At 40.6% G+C, this 15,117-nt stretch carries 15 protein-coding genes; 13 read left to right on the forward strand and 2 right to left on the reverse strand.

Annotated features, from left to right (window positions below):
* Window positions 1-5: 5 nt before the first annotated feature.
* The 3 genes from IW510_RS01745 to recN all read left to right on the forward strand — a co-directional run bounded on the left by IW510_RS01745 (window position 6) and on the right by recN (window position 3,188).
* On the forward strand, window positions 6-827 hold the full coding sequence (locus IW510_RS01745; protein ID WP_202056142.1) for a TlyA family RNA methyltransferase: 822 nt from the start codon (window positions 6-8) through the stop codon (window positions 825-827).
* 200 nt (window positions 828-1,027) lie between these two features.
* On the forward strand, window positions 1,028-1,477 hold the full coding sequence (argR, locus tag IW510_RS01750; RefSeq protein ID WP_202056144.1) for an arginine repressor: 450 nt from the start codon (window positions 1,028-1,030) through the stop codon (window positions 1,475-1,477).
* Between the two features lie 19 nt (window positions 1,478-1,496).
* Window positions 1,497-3,188 carry a DNA repair protein RecN gene (gene recN, locus IW510_RS01755; RefSeq protein ID WP_202056146.1) on the forward strand — a complete coding sequence of 564 codons (1,692 nt, stop codon included), beginning with the start codon at window positions 1,497-1,499 and terminating at the stop codon, window positions 3,186-3,188.
* Between the two features lie 124 nt (window positions 3,189-3,312).
* On the opposite strand, the gene IW510_RS01760 is transcribed toward recN, so the two are convergent.
* Complete coding sequence (locus IW510_RS01760) at window positions 3,313-3,426, reverse strand: DUF4044 domain-containing protein (RefSeq protein WP_236674567.1); 114 nt, start codon at window positions 3,424-3,426, stop codon at window positions 3,313-3,315.
* A gap of 63 nt (window positions 3,427-3,489) precedes the next feature.
* Complete coding sequence (locus IW510_RS01765; protein ID WP_202056147.1) at window positions 3,490-4,446, reverse strand: magnesium transporter CorA family protein; 957 nt, start codon at window positions 4,444-4,446, stop codon at window positions 3,490-3,492.
* A gap of 180 nt (window positions 4,447-4,626) precedes the next feature.
* Here IW510_RS01765 and IW510_RS01770 point away from each other — a divergent pair, with 180 nt between their 5' ends.
* The 10 genes from IW510_RS01770 to ftsA all read left to right on the forward strand — a co-directional run bounded on the left by IW510_RS01770 (window position 4,627) and on the right by ftsA (window position 15,095).
* Window positions 4,627-4,998 carry a DUF3397 domain-containing protein gene (locus IW510_RS01770; RefSeq protein ID WP_202056149.1) on the forward strand — a complete coding sequence of 124 codons (372 nt, stop codon included), beginning with the start codon at window positions 4,627-4,629 and terminating at the stop codon, window positions 4,996-4,998.
* A 190-nt stretch (window positions 4,999-5,188) separates the two neighbouring features.
* On the forward strand, window positions 5,189-5,620 hold the full coding sequence (mraZ, locus tag IW510_RS01775; RefSeq protein WP_202056151.1) for a division/cell wall cluster transcriptional repressor MraZ: 432 nt from the start codon (window positions 5,189-5,191) through the stop codon (window positions 5,618-5,620).
* Window positions 5,621-5,635: 15 nt separating this feature from the next.
* Window positions 5,636-6,586, forward strand: a complete 951-nt coding sequence (gene rsmH / locus IW510_RS01780) for a 16S rRNA (cytosine(1402)-N(4))-methyltransferase RsmH (protein ID WP_202056156.1) — start codon at window positions 5,636-5,638, stop codon at window positions 6,584-6,586.
* A gap of 149 nt (window positions 6,587-6,735) precedes the next feature.
* Window positions 6,736-7,140, forward strand: a complete 405-nt coding sequence (ftsL, locus tag IW510_RS01785; protein ID WP_202056158.1) for a cell division protein FtsL — start codon at window positions 6,736-6,738, stop codon at window positions 7,138-7,140.
* A gap of 1 nt (window position 7,141) precedes the next feature.
* The gene (locus IW510_RS01790; protein ID WP_202056160.1) at window positions 7,142-9,046 is read left to right on the forward strand and encodes a peptidoglycan D,D-transpeptidase FtsI family protein; all 1,905 of its coding nucleotides are present in this window, start codon (window positions 7,142-7,144) and stop codon (window positions 9,044-9,046) included.
* Between the two features lie 29 nt (window positions 9,047-9,075).
* A complete protein-coding gene (gene mraY, locus IW510_RS01795; RefSeq protein WP_202056162.1) occupies window positions 9,076-10,041 on the forward strand; it encodes a phospho-N-acetylmuramoyl-pentapeptide-transferase in 966 nt (321 codons plus the stop codon).
* Between the two features lie 20 nt (window positions 10,042-10,061).
* A complete protein-coding gene (gene murD, locus IW510_RS01800) occupies window positions 10,062-11,432 on the forward strand; it encodes a UDP-N-acetylmuramoyl-L-alanine--D-glutamate ligase (RefSeq protein ID WP_202056163.1) in 1,371 nt (456 codons plus the stop codon).
* An 8-nt stretch (window positions 11,433-11,440) separates the two neighbouring features.
* Window positions 11,441-12,535, forward strand: a complete 1,095-nt coding sequence (gene murG / locus IW510_RS01805; protein ID WP_202056164.1) for an undecaprenyldiphospho-muramoylpentapeptide beta-N-acetylglucosaminyltransferase — start codon at window positions 11,441-11,443, stop codon at window positions 12,533-12,535.
* 114 nt (window positions 12,536-12,649) lie between these two features.
* Window positions 12,650-13,612 (forward strand): cell division protein FtsQ/DivIB, encoded by a 963-nt coding sequence (locus IW510_RS01810; RefSeq protein WP_202056166.1) that lies wholly within the window; start codon window positions 12,650-12,652, stop codon window positions 13,610-13,612.
* Window positions 13,613-13,760: 148 nt separating this feature from the next.
* The gene (ftsA, locus tag IW510_RS01815; RefSeq protein ID WP_202056167.1) at window positions 13,761-15,095 is read left to right on the forward strand and encodes a cell division protein FtsA; all 1,335 of its coding nucleotides are present in this window, start codon (window positions 13,761-13,763) and stop codon (window positions 15,093-15,095) included.
* Window positions 15,096-15,117: the final 22 nt, after the last annotated feature.

Here is a 15,117-nt window from a genome sequence, read left to right on the forward strand (position 1 = left end):
AGAACATGAAAAAAGAACGTGTAGATGTTCTGGCCTATAATCAAGGGCTGTTTGAAACAAGGGAAAAGGCGAAACGTGCTGTAATGGCTGGGTTAGTCTATGATGGCAACAACGAGCGTCTTGATAAGCCGGGAGAGAAAATAGCTTTAGAGACTCCGCTGCATATCAAAGGACAAGTACTTCCCTATGTTTCAAGAGGCGGGCTCAAGCTGGAAAAGGCTTTGCAAGTTTTTGATGTTGATGTAGCGGGAAAAACTATGCTGGATATTGGTTCTTCAACTGGCGGTTTTACAGATGTGGCTCTGCAAAATGGTGCAAAGCTTAGCTATGCCTTAGATGTCGGCTACAATCAGCTGGCGTGGAAAATTCGTCAGGATGAGCGTGTTGTTGTGATGGAGCGGACGAACTTTCGTTACAGCAAGTCGGAGGATTTTGCTCAAGGTCAACCGGAAATTGCGACTATTGATGTTTCCTTCATTTCTTTGCGACTCATTCTTCCGCCACTGCATGCCATATTGAAGTCCGGTGGGGATGTAATCGCCTTGATTAAGCCGCAATTTGAGGCAGGCAAGGATCAGGTCGGAAAAAAGGGGATTGTGCGAGATCAAGCTGTTCACAGAGCGGTTTTGGAGGATATTTTGACCTTCGCAGCTGGCAACGGATACCTTGTAAAAGCATTGGATTATTCTCCGATTACAGGTGGTGAAGGCAATATTGAGTTTCTTGCTCATTTAGTCTCAGTTGAACAGGAAGGCTCGATTGCCTCCGATGTGAACCTTGAAGAAATCGTCACACGGGCACATCACGAGCTGAAGAAAGATCATTGATTTTTAGACTGAAGCAGATGCAGTGAATGACTGGTCTGCTTCAGTTTTTTGTTATCGAGGTTGATGGCTGCAGTGACAAAACAGATGTTAATGTTTACAAAATCGTGAGAAATGAGACCCGCTTTCTTTTTATTGCTTTAAAAAGAGAAAAAAATAGGCTATGATAAAAAGGAAATGAACCTGAAAAGGAGTAGTTTAGTATGAGGAAGAAAGATCGGCATCGTATGATTGCCCGTCTGCTTGCGGACAACAATATACAAAAACAAGAAGATTTCGTTGCACTGCTTCAGGAAAAAGGTGTTGAAGTCACCCAAGCAACAATCTCAAGAGACATCAAGGAAATGAAGCTGGTGAAGGTGCCTACTGCTGACAATCGTTACCGTTACAGTATTCCTGTTGAAACAAAAGAGAACACGTCGCAGCGACTCGAAAAATTGATGAAAGAGGCATTTGTCTCTGTCGATCAAATGGAGAAATTTGTTGTTTTACATACAATTCCGGGAAACGCCAAAGCGTCAGCGGATTTAATCGAAAAACAGTATAAAGAGCAGCTGTTCGCAACAATCTGTGACGATGATAGCATTCTGATGGTTGCAAGAACCGAGGAGAATGCAAAATTTCTAAGAGAAGAATTTTTCAAATACTTATAATAATCAGAGGTGAATATATATGCTGCAGCAGCTTTCAGTAAAGAATTTTGCAATAATTTCTTCGCTTGAGCTTGAGTTTCAAAAGGGAATGACCGTGCTGACAGGTGAGACGGGCGCCGGGAAATCGATTATCATTGATGCTGTCGGTTTGTTGACTGGCGGCAGAGGCTCAAGTGACTTCATTCGTCAAGGGGCTTCGAAATGCACGCTGGAAGGCTTGTTTGCATTGCCTGAGCATCCTGAATTGGCTGGATTATTAGAAGAGCAGGGGATTGACCAAGATGAGGGTGTGCTGATCCTGCAACGGGATATCTTTTCGTCCGGAAAAAATATCTGCCGTGTCAATGGGCGAATTATCACGATTGCTATGCTTAGAAGAATCGGTGAATTTCTGGTCGATATTCATGGACAAAATGAGCATCAGGAGCTGATGAATAGTGAGCGGCATTTAGGCATGCTTGACGATTTCGGAGGTGCCAAGCTTAGCGCGGTCAAAGCGAAATATGCCAGTGCGTATCAAGAATATCGTCAGCTGGAGAAAAAAGTAAGGAACCTGCAAACGAACGAAAAAGCATTTGCGCAACGATTGGATATGTTGCAGTTTCAAAGCAATGAGATTGCCGAAGCCAATCTTCAAGCTGGGGAAGAAGAAGCGCTGATTGAGGAACGGAATAAGCTAGCGAATTTTCAAAAAATCGCAGATGCTCTTTCAAGCAGCTATGAGGCAATCAACAGTGAAGAGAATAGCAGTCTGGATAACATCGCCTATGCGATGAACGAAATGGCTACGATTGAGATGCTTGATCCGGATTATCAGTCAATTTCAGAGGCCGTTCAAAATAGCTACTATCAGCTGCAAGAGGCTAGTGCCGATTTGGCTCGCCATCTTGGGCAGCTTGAACTGGATGAGAACCGTTTGAATGATGTGGAAAATCGTTTAGAGTTAATTCGTCAATTGAAAAGAAAATATGGTGAGTCAATAGAGGCTGTTTTAGGTTATTATCAGGAGATTACCGAAGAGCTTGAAGAAAATGGTCTGCTGGATGGCAAAGCAGACGAGCTGGAGCAGATTCTTGTAGAAAAGCGGCAGCAGGTTCAAGTAATCGGTGAACAGCTTAGCGCGATAAGGAAAACAGCGGCAGCAGTACTGGAAAAAGATATTTTGAAAGAGCTGAAGGGTCTCTATATGGAGCGAACTGCCTTTGAAGTGAGATTTCTTGAGCAAGCAGAGACCGTATTAACGGAGGATGGCTTGGATAAAGTAGAATTTTATATTACCACGAATCCGGGAGAGCCGTTGAAGCCGTTAGTTAAGGTTGCTTCAGGAGGAGAGCTTTCGAGGGTGATGTTGGCATTGAAAACGATATTTTCTAAGACTCAGGGAATCACAAGTATTGTTTTTGATGAAGTGGATACAGGAGTCAGTGGTCGTGTAGCACAGGCGATTGCAGATAAGATTTACCAAATATCCAGCGATTCACAGGTTCTTTGTATCACTCATCTGCCGCAGGTGGCTGCTGTTGCAGACTATCAATACTTCATCTCAAAGAAAATTATTGATGGTCGCACGGAGACTAGAGTCAGTCGGTTATCAGGCGAAGAGCGGACGAAAGAAATTGCCCGCATGCTTGCCGGAAGTGAAATTACGCCTTTGACAATGGAGCATGCAAAAGAGCTGCTCAACATGGCGCAGAAAGAAAAACGTTCATAAAAAATAAAAAGTGCAAAACGAGAATATGACTGCTTACTGTCTTACTCTCGCTTTGCGCTTTTTTTAGTTTTAAATGGAGATGGCACAACAAAAAAACTCTTTTTTCTCTATTCTACCTATATTCTTATCTAAAAGTCGAAAATACGGTAACAAGCGTTGAACCGATAATGGCGATTAGCATCAGCCAAACAACTACTTTAGTGACTTTTGAGAATGTACTTGTTTTCTTTTTTTCCATTATTATTCACATCCTTTGCCTTTTTATAGTTTACCCTCTTTTAAAAGAATCGGCAATACAAAATTAGAGAAGATTCCTTTTCTTTAAGAAATAAATGACTGCTCCGCAAAGAAAGGAGGTAATAAAGAAAATCCAAAGAAAGGCATCTTCCCGGTTGGCAAAGGGAAGTTTAACGTTCATCCCGTAAATTCCGCCGATAATTGTAGGAATTGTCAGGACAATCGTCAAGGAGGTCAGTATCTTCATTACAATATTCAAATTGTTGGAAACAATAGATGAGAAAGTGCTGCTGATTTGATCAACCAGCTTAAGCTGAATTCGGGTGGTGGTTAGCCCTTGCTTCATCTCTACAAGGATATCATGGAGATGCGGCAAATGATCAAAGGCATCTGGTCGTTCTCGGTCATCGTAAAGGCGCTTAATGACGTTAATATTTTCTGAGAGTGCCGATTCAAAATAAACCAGACTTTTTTGAATGTCCATCATTTGATAAAGCTGGCTGTTTTCTGTTGCAATTTTCAGCTCCCCTTCCAGGTGTCCAATTTCTGTAATGACCTTTGAGAGAAACCCGTTGTAACTTTTCGAAATCTCCCAAAGCAGCTGAAAGAGAAGTGTGCTGTGAACAGACAGCTCTGAACTTTGAAGCCCTGTTTCTTTTATTTTCTCGATAAAATCTGTTGGCTGATCAGTGATTGTAATAATTTTATTGTCCTTTGTCCGAATGACAGACATAGGATACGTATTCAGCTGCATATAACCGCTGGGGCTGATGGACGCTTTAGGAAACTGAATCAGGATTAACGCAGAACGCTCGCTGATATCATGCCAATTGCCTTCAGAGCGGGCTTTCTCATTTTCATCAAGGACACTGGTTACGTAATCGGAAGGCAATTGATAGGTGGAAGTCAGGTAGTCAATCTCATCTTTGGAAGGAGCTTCTGCGATGAGCCATTTCACCTCGTTCGTATCCTTCTTTTCAGTGAGAAACTGCTGATTTTCTTTTTTTAAATAGGTAATCAATCGTACTGCCTCCTTTGGTTTTACTTATTATATCCATTATAAGCGATAAATCTCTTGTTTAGTATCGGATTGCCTTGTAAAATAGTATTATTTAGGCATGAAGTTTTAAAGGAAATGAAACATGTATGTAAACTAAATAAAGTATATTTAAATCAAGTGTTATGAAAGGAATTGTTTGGGATGGTCTCTTTTTCAATTGTTATGCTTCTTTGGTATGTATTTCCGGTTGCGGTGTTGTTTGCAGCTAATTTCATTGTTTCACGGTTGGCGCTGGCAGAGCGTTACAAGGTCAAGTCACCGGATATTGCCATTCCATTTTTGTTGATTGGTCTGCATGTGTTGTCTAAGGACACCTATGGACAGACAATCATTCCCTACATGTTTATATCGATTTTACTATTAGGGATTTGTGTTGCTTTATTTCAAGCATATTACTATGGGGAGCTTATTTACGGTCGCTTCTTCAAAATGTTCTGGCGATTGAACTTCTTATTGGTTCTATTGGTCTATGGATTTTTGATTTTGATGAATATCGGCCACTATTTGTTCTAAAACGGGAGTTAATAGAGAAATCGTATGATAAAGACAATGGTTACGTTTTCTTGTGTAAAAATAAAAAGGTCAAATATTACAAACTTTTTAAATAACAATTAATTGGGGGAAGTTTTCTTGTTTTAAGTGGTAGAAAGTGGTGGAATGTGGTAGACTGTTTCTATCAAGTGGAAAAGCGGGGAAATCAGCTATGTTGATGGGCGAATTTCAACATAATATTGATGCCAAAGGCAGATTAATCGTTCCAGCCAAACTTCGAGATGAACTTGGAGAAAAGTTTATTGTTACAAGAGGGATGGATGGGTGCTTGTTTGGCTATCCATTATCAGAATGGGAAATATTAGAAGAGAAGTTGAAAGAAATGCCGTTAGCAAAGAAAGATGCCCGTACTTTCGTCCGCTTTTTTTATTCTGCTGCTACAGAGTGTGAAGTCGATAAACAGGGAAGAATTAATATCCCGGCGACATTGAGGACACACGGAAACCTTGAAAAGGGTTGTGTGATTATCGGCGTATCTAATCGCATCGAAATATGGGATGAAGAACGTTGGAGAGCATTTTCAGCTGAAGCAGAAGAGAACTTTGACGAGATTGCAGAGACAATGATTGATTTTGGTTTTTAAGGATGAGGAGCAAAGATGGTGGAGTTTCAGCATTATACTGTGATGTTAAAAGAAACAGTAGATGGATTGGCAATTAAAAAAAATGGGATTTATGTCGATTGCACACTTGGTGGAGCAGGACATAGTGAGTATTTGTTATCCCAGTTAGATGAAACCGGTCATCTGTATGCATTCGATCAAGATCAGAAGGCATTGGATTTTGCAGCACAGCGATTAAAAAAATATGTTGATAAGGGTATGGTCACGTTTGTCAAATCAAATTTTCGTTATTTGAAAGACAGGCTGGCTGATTTTAATGTGTATAGTGTTGATGGTGTGCTTTATGATTTGGGCGTATCTTCTCCTCAATTGGATGAAGCAGAACGCGGATTCAGCTATCATAAGGATGCGCCGCTGGATATGCGGATGGATCAGAGTGCTGATTTGAGTGCCTATCAAGTTGTAAATACCTATTCCTATCAGGAACTGGTAAAGATTTTTTTCCGTTATGGAGAAGAAAAATTTTCGAAGCAAATTGCCAGAGAGATTGAGCGTGTTCGCGAGAAACAGGCAATCGAAACAACTGGAGAGCTGGTAGATATTATCAAAACGGCTATTCCGGCACCTGCAAGACGTAATGGCGGACATCCTGCCAAACGTGTTTTTCAGGCGATACGAATTGCTGTGAACGATGAACTAAGTGTGGTTGAAGAATCTTTGGAGCAGGCGATTGAGCTACTGGATCTGAATGGTCGGATCAGCGTCATTACATTTCACTCACTAGAGGATAGAATCGTAAAGACGATGTTCAAGGAATATAGTTCAGTGAAGGATTTACCGCCGGGGCTTCCTATGATACCCGATGAGTTTCAGCCGGAATTGAAGGTAGTTAACAGAAAACCGATTTTACCAAGTGAAGAAGAATTAGAAGAAAACAATCGTTCCAGAAGCGCTAAGCTGCGAATTGCGGAACGAATAAAAAAGTAAACTATATAGAGCGGATTACTTATTGAATCAGTTTTATATTCAATTGCAGCGGATGAAAGCAATCCGCAAGTTACATAAAAAAGGTCATTTAGTGACGTAACAGAAAGTTGTACGTTGTAATATATTTTAGAGGATGAGGAGGGCAGAACATGGCTGAGTTGAAGAAATATGAAGAAACACATTATGATATGCAAATTATCGACGAAGCCGTGGTTGAAACAGAAGCGCCTGCAAAAAAGGCTGAAGCTGCTGACGACTTGCTCTATTCACCGAAACGACGTCTGAGGAACGTGTCATTGTTTGAAAAATTTTTGTCCGTGTTACTGTTGGCTGCTGTGATTAGTATTGCTGTGCTGACAATTCAAGTAAGGACAGCAATTGTTCAGACAACCAATGAAATCACGGATGCTCAGGCTGAGATCACTCAAAAAGAAGAAACGACCTTAAAACTTGAACAGGAAAGAAACGAACTGTCTAAAGCAGAGCGAATCAAAGATATTGCTGGAAAACAGGGGCTTTCAGAAAACGACGGAAACTTAAGGAAAGTGAATTAATATGAGCGTAAGAAATAGAATCAAGATGTTTATTCGTAAAAAGAATTTAAATCCAATGAACAATCGCAAAAAAGTAGGCATTATTCTATTTGCTACAAGTATTGGGTTGTTCTTTTTGTTTGCATTCAGATTATCTTATATCATCGGTACCGGTAAGGTTGCCGGTATTTCTTTGAAAGAAAAAACAGAAGAGCTTTATAATGGCAGCACCGTAATCAAAGCAAAAAGAGGGTCAATCTTGGATCGAAATGGTCAGGTGATTGCAGAAGATGCCACCTCCTACTCTCTCTATGCGGTTCTATCAGAAGATTTTTTAGGGCAGGATAAGAAAAAATTATACGCTCAGAAAAAAGATTTCGACGCAATTGCTACTGTCTTGGCGAATAATACCGATTTAAGCAAAGAAGATGCATTGAAATACTTAAATAGTGGTACGAATGAAGATGGCACAACCAAATTTCAAGTAGAGTTTGGAACAAGCGGAAAAAACCTGACACTCGAAAAGAAGCAGAATATTGAAGCTGCACTAGAGGAACAAGGGATTGAAGGAATCTACTTTGAGGATCACCCGGATCGTATTTATCCTAACGGTGTTTTTGCTTCTCATCTTATCGGCTACACGGATTTAGCGAATAAGGATGATGAATCTGTCGGTCTGACTGGAATGATGGGAATTGAAAGTGCCTATAACGATGTTTTAAGCGGTACTGACGGGAAAATTGATTACCAAAAAGATGTAAACGGCAACCCTGTTCCGGGAACAGTAGTAGAGGAAAGCCAGGTACAGGATGGCCAAGACATTGTAACAACACTAGATATTCGTTTGCAAACGCGTTTGGAAAGTTTGCTTGATCCTTTTGTAGAAAAATTTGAACCCAAAGAATTGACTGCCGTTTTAATGGAAGCGAAGACTGGCGATATTGTTGCCATGTCTCAACGTCCATCCTTTGAACCTGAAACAAAAGAAGGCTTGGAGTTGTGGCGTAATCTTTTAGTAGAAGATAAGTATGAACCAGGATCAACAATTAAGATTATTACTTCTGCTGCTGCCATTCAAGAGGGTGTTTTCAACCCAACTGAAACTTTTGCTTATCCTTATGGGGGCGTGGTTCTCGATGATACGCCTGGAAATGAAACAGTCGTTAATGACTGGGATAAAGGCGAAAAAGGGACGTTGAATTTCCGACAGGCTATTTCATGGTCCAGTAACGTTGGGATGCTTGAGCTTGAACGACGTATGGGTGGAGCTAAATGGCAAGAATACTTGAAGAAATTTGGATTTGGCGAATCGACAAATTCAGGCTTAGAGGCAGAGTCTCCCGGCCATCTTCCAACTGATAATACAGTCGATCAGGCAATGTCTGCGTTTGGTCAAGCTGTTTCAGTAACGAATTTTCAAATGATGCAGGCATTTAGTGCTTTCGCTAATGATGGCACAATGCTTAAGCCGCAATATATAAAAGAGATTGTAAATCCTCAAACAGGGGAAAAGGAAGTAACGCAAAGAGAAGAAGTGGGGACACCGGTGAGTGCACAAGCAGTTAACGATGTTCGGACATACATGATAGATACTGTAGAAGATCCAACTTATGGGATTGCTTATGATGTTTATACTGTACCGGGCTACCGAGTTGCTGCTAAAACAGGAACGGCGCAAATTACAGATGAAGACACAGGTGTTTATCTGACTGGACCAACAGACTATCTTTATTCTGTTGTTGAAATGGTACCGGCTGAAAATCCTGAGTATATTCTCTATATAACAGCGAAAAGACCAAATACAGATTACAATAAAACATCATTGGCTGAAATTGCCAACCCATTAATGAAATTGGCAATGGAGATCAAGTCAACAGATGTAGATACACAAGCAGCAGACACAACTGTCGCTGAAGGAACTGAATAATGAGTTTGAAGTGAATTAGGAGAGATAATATGGAGTGGACACAGATTTTTATTCCCATAGCGGTCAGCTTTGCGCTGACTGTTTCAATCATGCCGATGTTTATTGGCTATTTTCAAATGAAAAAACAAGGACAGGTAACAAGAGAAGAAGGCCCGACTTGGCATAATGTCAAATCAGGAACCCCAACGATGGGCGGAGCTGTTTTCTTAACAGCGGCGTTTATCACTACCTTGATTGCCGGAATATGGTTGAAGCAGTTGACATCTTCTGTGTTGGTTTTATTATTCATCCTCGTTTTGTACGGCTTGCTAGGATTTTTAGATGATTTCATTAAAATATTCAAGAAGAGAAATATGGGGCTTAACTCGAAGCAAAAATTAGTTGGACAGATTTTAGGCGGCATCGTCTTTTACTTAGTCTATCGAATGGACAATCTACCCGACAGTCTGAATTTGTTTGGACTGGTAGAATTACCCTTGGGCATCTTTTACGGAGCCTTTATTATTGTCTGGCTTGTCGGCTTCTCCAATGCAGTAAATCTAACCGATGGAATTGATGGTCTGGTTTCAGGTCTGGGGACAATTTCATTTGGAACATATGCAATTATTGCTTGGAAGCAGCAGCAATTTGATGTAGTCATTGTTTGTTTAAGTGTTATTGGCGGCTTGTTGGGATTTTTCCCATACAACAAAAAACCGGCAAAAATATTTATGGGTGATGTTGGTTCGCTTGCCTTGGGTGGTTTACTGGCAGCTATCTCAATTATGCTGAGACAGGAATGGACGCTGCTGCTGATTGGTTTAGTCTATGTAATTGAAACAGCGAGTGTGATGCTGCAAGTATTTTCTTTTAAAGTATTTGGAAAACGTATTTTCAAGATGTCTCCGATCCACCATCACTTTGAAATGAGTGGTTGGACGGAATGGAAGATTGATATTGTGTTTTGGTTGACTAGCTTAATCTGTTCCGGGATTACGCTTTGGATTATTTTCTAAGGAAGCGAAGGGGATTCATCATGAAAAAAATTACGACATATGAAAATAAAAAAATCTTAGTTCTCGGCCTGGCCAAAAGCGGTGTCAGTGCCGCGAAGTTATTGCAGGAGCTAGGTGCACTGGTAACTGTTAATGACTTCAAACAATTCGATCAAAATCCTGATGCCCAAGATTTATTAAGCTTGGGTATTCGTGTTGTTACAGGAAGCCATCCAATTGAGCTTCTTGATGAGGACTTTTCAATGGTAGTTAAAAATCCGGGTATTCCTTACTCAAACACGCTTGTGCAAAAAGCCTTGGAAAAAGGGCTGCCTGTATTGACTGAGGTTGAACTGGCCTATCAAATTGCTGAATGTCCAATTATTGGTATTACAGGTACAAATGGTAAAACGACGACAACAACAATGATTGGGCTGCTGTTAAATGCAGACCGTGAATCAGGTCAGGCTCGTCTTTCGGGAAATATCGGTTTTCCGGCCAGTCAAGTGGCTCAGGAATCATCTGCGGCAGATGATTTGGTAATGGAATTATCCAGTTTTCAATTAATGGGAACTGAGACCTTTAAACCGGAAATCGCTGTTATTACAAACCTTTATGAAGCACATATCGATTATCATGGTACACGTGAAGAGTATGTTAAAGCAAAATGGAATATCCAAAAAAATATGACAAACGCTGAATACCTGATTTTGAATTGGGATCAGGAAGAATTGCGCCAATTAAGTCAAGGGACGAAAGCAACAGTTGTCCCGTTTTCAATCAAAGAGAAGGTACAGGGTGCTTTCTATGAGAATGGTGAACTGCATTTCAAGGGTGACTATATAATGGAAGCTTCTGAGTTAGGGGTTCCCGGCAGTCACAATATTGAAAATGCTTTAGCAGCAATTGCTGTTGCCAAATTAAAAGGGGTACCGAACGAAGCGATTCGTGAAACACTAAAGAGCTTTACTGGTGTACCGCATCGAACCCAATATGTCGGTGAGCTTCATGGTCGTAGATTTTTTAACGATTCAAAAGCAACAAACATCTTAGCAACAGAAAAAGCATTGAGTGGTTTTGCTAATGAAGAGTTAATTCTTCTAGCCGGTGGATTGGATCGCGGCAATGATTTTGACGAGTTGGTTCCTTTTCTAGTTGGACTAAAGGGAATCGTTCTGTTTGGAGAGACAAAGGATAGGCTGAATCAAGCAGCAATTGAAGCTGGAATCACAACGATCATTTTAACTGAAAATGTTGAGACTGCTGTAAAAGAAGCCTATGATTTTTCACAAAAAAATGATACTATCTTATTGTCGCCCGCTTGCGCAAGTTGGGATCAATACCCCAATTTTGAAATACGCGGAGAGAAATTTATGCAGGCATTTCAGCAGTTAAAACAAATAGAAAAGTGAGAAGAAGCATGAAGATACTAGTAACAGGCGGAGGAACAGGCGGACATATTTATCCGGCACTGGCATTTATTGAGTATGTGAAGAAGACACACCCAGATGCGGAATTTATGTACGTTGGAACAGAGCGCGGGTTAGAGAGTAAAATTGTCCCTACCTATGGCATCCCTTTTGAAACAATTAAAATTCAGGGATTTCGTCGGTCATTAAGTCCTCAAAACTTTAAAACAGTCTATCTTTTTCTATCTAGTATAGGAAAGGCGAAGAAAATCATTCGTTCATTTCAACCGGATATTGTCATCGGGACGGGCGGTTATGTCTCTGGATCAGTTGTATTTGCAGCTAAGCAGCTGAAAATACCAACAATCGTTCATGAGCAGAACAGTGTTCCGGGAGTCACAAACAAATTTTTGAGCAAATTCGCTTCAAGAATTGCTGTGTGTTTTCCAGATGTTATTTCCTATTTTCCAAAAGAAAAGGTTGTTTTGACTGGTAATCCAAGGGCGCAAGAGGTTGCAGATATTGAGAAATCAGCAATTTTGGCAGAGTACGGCTTGGCGTCAGATAAGTCGACAGTTGTTATTTTCGGCGGCAGCCAAGGTGCTTTAAAAATCAATCAAGCTTTTTTAGAGGCTTTACCTTTTTTTGAAGATAAACCGTATCAAGTATTGTATGCTTCCGGAGAACGTTATTTTGAAGAGCTTCAAGAAAAGTTAAATCTTTCTAAAAGAACACTGAAAAATGTGAGTATCCAGCCATATATTGATAAAATGGCAGATGTCATGGGGAATGTACAGTTAGTAGTAGGACGGGCAGGTGCTACTTCGATTGCTGAAATCACAGCATTAGGCCTTCCGTCGATTCTTATTCCCAGCCCATATGTTACAAATGATCATCAAACAAAGAATGCTCAAAGTCTGGTGAAAGCCGGAGCGGCACAGTTAATCAGTGACGGTGAACTTACCGGTGCAGAATTGGTGGCTGCGATAGAGCGTATTCTGTTGGATGATGAGGCTCGCAAAGAAATGGCTGCGAATTCTAAAAACGAAGGGATTCCAAACGCCAGTGAGCGTCTTTATCAGGTAGTGGAGGAGCTTGTACAATGACGGGAGGTGTAGAAGATTAGTGAGAAGGATTTTGAAAACGAAGGCAACGATCAGGAACACACAGAGATTGACGAAGATCAGTTGACACCGTGGCAGAAAGAGAACCTTGAGTATATGAGAAATCAAGGCGATACTCCTATCTGGCATCCCAAGAAAAGAAAAGAAGAACCCGAGGCGGATGCCGAAGAGGAGTCTGTAGTGGAAGCTGATGAATCGGAAGACGTTTCTGACGAACAGCAAGATTCAGAACCTGAGCAGGATGCACTGCAAAATACTTACGAATCTTTTGCCGACCGATTGCCAAATGTCAAAAAGGTCCGAAATACCCGTTTGATGCGCCGTTTGACGCTGATTATTTCAATTTCGGCGGTAATCATTTTGGTTCTATGCTACTTCATCTCGCCATTTAGTAAACTGTCCGGAGTGACGGTCATCGGTAATGAAAATGTTGATTCACAGGCTGTAGTTACTGATTCGAAGCTGACCATTAATGATGCACTATGGACTCAGTTTTTTGATAAGTCTGTCTATGAAAAGAATATTGAAAAAACATTTCCTCGAGTAAAAAAAGCTGCGATTTCCTTAAATGGCGTCAACAGCTTTAAGATTGCTATCGAGGAATATCAAGTACTTGCAGTTGATTATCTGGATGGTGTGTATTATCCAATCTTGGAAAACGGTAAGGTACTAACTGACAAGCTGGATAATCCAATCAGCGGTATGCCGGTATTTGCTAATTTTCAAGACGAAAAATACATTCAGTCATTGATGGATTCATATAATAAGCTTCCGGAAGAACAAAAGGAACAGATTACAGAGATTAAATACTCGCCGTCTGAGTCTAACAAAGAGCTTATAACACTTTATATGAAGGACAGCAATCAGGTGATTGTGAATATTACTCAATTAGCAGAAAAAATGAAGTATTATTCTCAGGTTGCCGGTCAGATGACAGAGCCTGGTGTAATCGACATGGAAGTTGGAATTTTCTCTTACTCTCATAAGAAGGAAACCGAGAACACTGAGGGTTCTGACAGCACAGAAGAGAGCTCAATAGTAGTCGAAGAACAACAGTAAAAAAATAAATTAGAAAATAGTAGAATCTTCTTTCTAAAAAGCCCTTGTTTATGGTAGAATTGAAAGAAGTGAGTATTGACAAAAAATAGATAAACGAGCGTATAGGTTCGCTTACATATTGGATTAATTAGGAGGAGGAACCCCATTCATGGCAAAAACAGGAATGTATGTAGGCCTTGATATTGGTACAACATCTGTAAAAGTTGTCGTAGCTGAATTTATCGAAGGCCAAATGAATATAATTGGCGTGGGAAACGCGAAATCTGATGGTTTAAACAGAGGAATCATCGTTGATATTGATAAAACCGTAAATGCAATCCAGCGTGCTGTTAGGCAGGCGGAAGAAAAAGCGGGGATTCAAATCAAGAGTGTTAACGTAGGTTTGCCGGCTAATATGTTGGAAGTAGAAAACTGCCAAGGAATGATTGCTGTAAGCAGTGAATCAAAAGAAATCAATGATGAGGATGTGCGAAACGTTGCATCTGCAGCTTTGGTTCGTTCAACTCCTCCAGAACGTCAAATCGTTGCAATCTTACCTCAAGAGTTTACTGTTGACGGTTTTGAAGGGATTAAAGATCCACGTGGGATGATTGGCGTTCGCCTTGAAATGCTGGGTGTAGTCTTTACTGGTCCTAAAACGATTATTCACAATACACGCAAGTGTGTGGAAAAAGCCGGACTATCTGTAAATGAAATGGTTATCGCTCCTCTTGCACTGACTGAAACAATTCTTTCAGATGGTGAAAAAGAGTTTGGAACGATTGTCATCGACATGGGCGGCGGCCAAACAACGACTGCGGTGATGCATGACAAGCAATTGAAATTCAATCACGTGAACCAAGAAGGCGGAGAGTTCGTTACAAAGGATATCTCTATTGTTCTGAACACATCCTTCAATAATGCAGAAGCGTTAAAAATCAATTACGGTGATGCTTTCCCGGAACGTACATCTGTCAGTGAAGAGTTTCCTGTAGATGTTATCGGAAAATCTGAACCTGTAAAAGTGGATGAACGCTACCTTTCAGAAGTGATCGAAGCAAGAATAGAGCAAATATTCAGAAAGTCAAAAGAAGTACTGGACGAAATTGATGCATTGGAATTGCCTGGTGGTATTATTTTAACCGGCGGCGGCGCAAGCCTTCCAGGTGTTGTAGATTTGGCTCAGGAAATCTTTGATACAGGCGTGAAGCTTTATGTGCCAAACCATATGGGTCTGCGCAATCCTGTCTTTACAAATGTTATTAGTATTGTTGAGTATTCTGCACAGCTTCCGGAAATCTATCACATTGCTAAAGGAGCTGTTCCCGGTGGGAAATCAACATCCTCTGCGCCTCAAATTGCTGTACAACAGCAAGAAGCAGCTTCTTATGAGAACTATCAAGAAGAGCCGATGGAATCGAATTATGAAAATGCTGAAAATCATGAATCAAATGAAAAAGTTACCGGAAAAATCAAAGACTTTTTCTCAAATATCTTTGATTAATCACTAAAACAGGAGGAAACGA

The organism is Enterococcus sp. BWR-S5 (assembly GCF_016745255.1).
In the GTDB taxonomy this organism is placed as follows: Bacteria; Bacillota; Bacilli; order Lactobacillales; family Enterococcaceae; genus Enterococcus_L.

Coding starts and splice junctions, on each gene's coding strand:
- IW510_RS01745 (WP_202056142.1), top strand. CDS start 6: ATGAAAAAAGAACGTGTAGATGTTCTGGCCTATAATCAAGGGCTGTTT.
- argR (WP_202056144.1), top strand. CDS start 1,028: ATGAGGAAGAAAGATCGGCATCGTATGATTGCCCGTCTGCTTGCGGAC.
- recN (WP_202056146.1), top strand. CDS start 1,497: ATGCTGCAGCAGCTTTCAGTAAAGAATTTTGCAATAATTTCTTCGCTT.
- IW510_RS01760 (WP_236674567.1), bottom strand. CDS start 3,426: ATGGAAAAAAAGAAAACAAGTACATTCTCAAAAGTCACTAAAGTAGTT.
- IW510_RS01770 (WP_202056149.1), top strand. CDS start 4,627: ATGGTCTCTTTTTCAATTGTTATGCTTCTTTGGTATGTATTTCCGGTT.
- mraZ (WP_202056151.1), top strand. CDS start 5,189: ATGTTGATGGGCGAATTTCAACATAATATTGATGCCAAAGGCAGATTA.
- rsmH (WP_202056156.1), top strand. CDS start 5,636: ATGGTGGAGTTTCAGCATTATACTGTGATGTTAAAAGAAACAGTAGAT.
- ftsL (WP_202056158.1), top strand. CDS start 6,736: ATGGCTGAGTTGAAGAAATATGAAGAAACACATTATGATATGCAAATT.
- IW510_RS01790 (WP_202056160.1), top strand. CDS start 7,142: ATGAGCGTAAGAAATAGAATCAAGATGTTTATTCGTAAAAAGAATTTA.
- mraY (WP_202056162.1), top strand. CDS start 9,076: ATGGAGTGGACACAGATTTTTATTCCCATAGCGGTCAGCTTTGCGCTG.
- murD (WP_202056163.1), top strand. CDS start 10,062: ATGAAAAAAATTACGACATATGAAAATAAAAAAATCTTAGTTCTCGGC.
- murG (WP_202056164.1), top strand. CDS start 11,441: ATGAAGATACTAGTAACAGGCGGAGGAACAGGCGGACATATTTATCCG.
- IW510_RS01810 (WP_202056166.1), top strand. CDS start 12,650: ATGAGAAATCAAGGCGATACTCCTATCTGGCATCCCAAGAAAAGAAAA.
- ftsA (WP_202056167.1), top strand. CDS start 13,761: ATGGCAAAAACAGGAATGTATGTAGGCCTTGATATTGGTACAACATCT.